The 4100-nt window shown below is 55.1% G+C and carries 4 protein-coding genes; 3 read left to right on the forward strand and 1 reads right to left on the reverse strand.

Annotated elements, in window-relative coordinates:
* From selD to RTM06_RS13420, 3 genes are all read left to right on the forward strand, one after another.
* On the forward strand, window positions 1-830 hold an 830-nt coding region (gene selD / locus RTM06_RS13410), incomplete at its 5' end, for a selenide, water dikinase SelD (RefSeq protein WP_312182763.1).
* A 21-nt stretch (window positions 831-851) separates the two neighbouring features.
* On the forward strand, window positions 852-2774 hold the full coding sequence (locus RTM06_RS13415; protein WP_312182765.1) for a DNA topoisomerase III: 1923 nt from the start codon (window positions 852-854) through the stop codon (window positions 2772-2774).
* Window positions 2774-3070 (forward strand): YnjH family protein, encoded by a 297-nt coding sequence (locus RTM06_RS13420; RefSeq protein WP_008110345.1) that lies wholly within the window; start codon window positions 2774-2776, stop codon window positions 3068-3070. The genes RTM06_RS13415 and RTM06_RS13420 overlap by 1 nt, the downstream gene beginning before the upstream one ends.
* A 32-nt stretch (window positions 3071-3102) precedes the next feature.
* Here RTM06_RS13420 and xthA read toward each other — a convergent pair whose 3' ends face one another.
* Window positions 3103-3909, reverse strand: a complete 807-nt coding sequence (xthA, locus tag RTM06_RS13425) for an exodeoxyribonuclease III (RefSeq protein ID WP_256696582.1) — start codon at window positions 3907-3909, stop codon at window positions 3103-3105.
* Window positions 3910-4100: the final 191 nt, after the last annotated feature.

The following is a 4100-nucleotide window of genomic DNA, read 5'->3' on the forward strand; positions in this document are numbered from 1 at the left end:
TCGTCGACGATCCTTTCACTTTTGGTCGTATCGCCGCCACTAACGCCATCAGCGATATTTATGCCATGGGCGGGAAACCGATCATGGCGATCGCTATTTTAGGCTGGCCGGTGAATGTTCTGAGTCCGGAAGTGGCGCAGCAAGTGGTCGAAGGCGGGCGTGCTGCTTGTCAGGCGGCAGGAATCGCCCTGGCGGGCGGGCACTCGATTGATGCGCCAGAGCCGATCTTTGGTCTGGCGGTAACCGGTATCGTCGATGTGGCGCGTGTGAAAAAGAACAGCGCGGCACAGGCTGGCTGTCAGCTCTTCCTCACCAAACCATTAGGCATTGGCATTCTCACCACCGCCGAGAAAAAAGGCCTGCTGCGACCTGAACACCAGTCGCTGGCCGCCGATGTGATGTGCCAGCTGAATAATGCCGGAGCAGAATTCGCCAAACTGGCGGGCGTCAGCGCCATGACCGATGTTACCGGTTTTGGCTTACTCGGCCATTTGAGTGAAATCTGCCACGGTTCCGGATTACGTGCCGAAGTGATTGCGTCGCAGGTACCGCGCCTGGCGGGCGTCGATGACTATATCGCTGCGGGAGCGGTGCCTGGCGGTACCCGCCGCAACTTTGCCAGTTATGGTGAACAGGTTTCCCCGCTTGATGACGCCACCCGCGCGCTGCTGTGCGATCCACAAACCTCCGGTGGCTTGCTGGTGGCGGTTCAACCCAGCGCTATTGGTGCGTTCCAGCGCTGTGCCTCTGCAGCTGGCGTACAAGCAACGTCGATTGGCGAACTGTTTGCCGCCGAAGCCGATCGTCCACTGATTACCGTAGTTACCTGACGTTAAGGAACGACGCCATCCATGCGTTTGTTTATTGCCGAAAAACCCAGCTTAGCGCGTGCGATTGCCGACGTGTTGCCGAAACCGCATCGACGCGGAGACGGCTATATTGCCTGCGGAAATGACCAGGTTGTGACCTGGTGTGTTGGGCACCTGCTCGAGCAGGCGCAGCCCGACAGTTACGACAGCCGCTATGCGCGCTGGAGTCTGGCTGATTTACCAATTATTCCGGAAAAATGGCGCTTGCAGCCGCGTCCCTCCGTGGCGAAGCAGTTAAAAGTGATTGAAGGCCTGCTGCAACAAGCCAGCGCGGTGGTGCATGCGGGTGACCCCGATCGTGAAGGTCAACTGCTGGTGGATGAGGTGCTGGATTACCTGCAGCTCGCGCCAGAGAAACGCAAAACGGTGCAGCGTTGTTTGATTAACGATCTCAATCCCTCGGCGGTTGAGCGCGCGGTTGGGCGTTTGCGTGAGAACCGTGAATTCATACCTCTGTGCGTATCCGCGTTAGCGCGTGCGCGCGCTGACTGGCTGTATGGCATCAATATGACGCGCGCTTTTACCTTGCTGGGGCGCAACGCTGGGTACGATGGCGTGCTGTCGGTTGGCCGCGTGCAGACGCCGGTGTTGGGTCTGGTGGTGCGTCGCGATGAAGAGATCGAAAACTTTATCCCGAAGGACTATTTCGAAGTTAAAGCGCACATCGTCACGCCAAAAGAGGAGCGTTTTGTCGCGACATGGGTACCAAGCGATGCTTGCGAGCCGTGGCAGGATGAAGAGGGGCGATTGCTGCATCGTCCGCTGGCGGATCACGTGCTTGACCGCATCAACGGTAAGCCCGCGCTGGTCACCGGCTATAACGACAAACGCGAGTCGGATACCGCGCCGCTGCCATTCTCGCTTTCTGGCCTGCAGATCGAAGCCGGCAAACGCTTTGGACTTAGTGCGCAAAACGTACTCGATTGTTGTCAGCGGCTGTATGAAACCCACAAGTTGATTACCTATCCGCGTTCCGATAGCCGCTATCTGCCCGATGAACACTTTGCTGGACGCCATGCGGTGTTGAACGCCATTCAGGCGCATCAGCCTAATCTGACGCCGCCAGCAGATTTCAATCCCGATCAGAAAAACCGCTGTTGGGATGATAAAAAGGTTGATGCGCACCACGCCATCATTCCTACCGCGCGTGCCAGTAAGGTCAATCTGACTGAGAATGAAGCCAATATTTACGGCCTGATTGCGCGCCAATATCTGATGCAGTTTTGCCCGGATGCGGTGTTCCGCAAATGCGTGATTGACCTCGATATCGGCGGCGGTAAATTTACCGCCAAAGCGCGCTTTCTGGCCGAAGCCGGCTGGCGTGCACTGCTCGGCAGCAAAGAGCGTGACGAGGAGAACGATGGCACGCCGCTGCCGGTGGTCGCCAAAGGCGATGAGCTGCTATGCGAGCGCGGCGAAGTGCTGGCGAAGCAGACGCAGCCGCCGCGTCCGTTTACCGATGCGACACTGTTATCTGCGATGACGGGCATCGCCCGCTTTGTGCAGGATAAAGAATTAAAGAAAGTGCTGCGTGCAACCGATGGTTTAGGTACGGAAGCGACGCGTGCGGGCATTATTGAATTGCTGTTCCGCCGCACTTTTCTGGTGAAAAAAGGCCGCTATATTCATTCGACGGATGCGGGTAGGGCGTTGATCCATGCGCTGCCAGAAATGGCCGCCCGGCCGGATATGACGGCGCAATGGGAATCGACGCTGACCCGCATCAGTGAGAAATCTTGTCGCTATGATGAGTTTATGCAGCCGCTGGTCAGCACCTTGATTGGGCTGATTGGTGAAGCACGCCAGCGACCGTCGTTACAGGCCTTTCGCGGATTGACTGCGCCTGGGGCCAAAAAGAGAGCCAAACAAAAAACGGCTCGTCGCAAAACCAAGGAGACAGAGTGATGCGTTATGCAATGATGTTGCTGGGCGGATTATTGTTATGCAGCACCTCGGCGCTGGCCAACCGCCAGCCGGAAAATAATCGTACGGGTAATACCGATGTGGTGGTGGATCTGCCACCCGAAGTCTGGACGCAAGGGCAAAATAATCGTCAGAGCAACTGCATGCAGTGCTGTACCTATGAGAATCGCAGTTATTCTGAAGGTGCGGTGGTTAAAGCAGAAGGCGTGTTATTGCAGTGCGGCAGGGATGAGAAGGTATTAGGCACCAATCCGCTTATTTGGAAAATCATCAAATAAAAGCGCGTGGCGTATGACGCCACGCTGCTTCATTACAGCTTAAACGTTGACCAAACCGGGGCGTGATCCGACGGTTTTTCCATGCTGCGGATATCGTAATCGATGCCACTCTCAATACAGCGCGAGGCCAGAGGTTGGCTCGCCAGCAGCAGATCGATGCGCAGACCACGATTGTCGTCAAAGCCTTTCGAGCGGTAATCAAACCATGAGAAACGATCGTTGGTTTCCGGGAACTTATCGCGCCAGGTGTCAACCAAACCCCATTGCAGCAAGCGATCCATCCACTCACGCTCTTCAGGCAGGAACGAGCACTTGCCGGTGCGCAGCCAGCGTTTACGGTTATCTTCACCAATGCCGATGTCAAAATCAGTACTACTGATGTTCATGTCACCCATGATCAACACCGGTTTATCGACGGCCAACTGCTGCTCAAGATAGCTTTGCAGATCGCGATAAAACTTCTCTTTCGCTGGAAACTTTGTGGGATGGTCGCGGCTTTCACCCTGCGGGAAATAACCGTTGATAACCGTGATATCGCCAATTGGACTCGGGATTTCCGCCATGATTATACGGCGCTGAGCATCTTCATCATCGCCGGGAAAACCGCGTGAGACACTGACTGGCTCAGCTTTGGTCAGCAGCGCGACGCCGTAATGACCTTTTTGCCCGTGATAAAACACGTGATAACCCAGTTTGCTGACGTCCTCAAGCGGGAACATATCGTCATGCACTTTGGTTTCCTGCAAGCCGATGACATCAGGTTGATGCTGTTCAACCAGCGCGGCTAATTGATGAGGACGCGCACGCAAGCCGTTGATGTTGAAAGAGACAAATTTCATTTCGCTGCCATTTTTATCCGCAAAAGTATGGCGCGATGGTAACGAGTTTTTGGGCAAAAGTCATGGTGTGAATCAGGAGGTTACAACGATTAAAACAAGTGGGAAAAAGAGGAGAATGGTATTGATGGTGGTGGGAGAAGGATTCGAACCTTCGAAGTCTGTGACGGCAGATTTACAGTCTGCTCCCTTTG

It is taken from the genome of Pantoea sp. CTOTU46764 (assembly GCF_031974595.1).
Taxonomy (GTDB): Bacteria; Pseudomonadota; Gammaproteobacteria; order Enterobacterales; family Enterobacteriaceae; genus Pantoea; species Pantoea trifolii.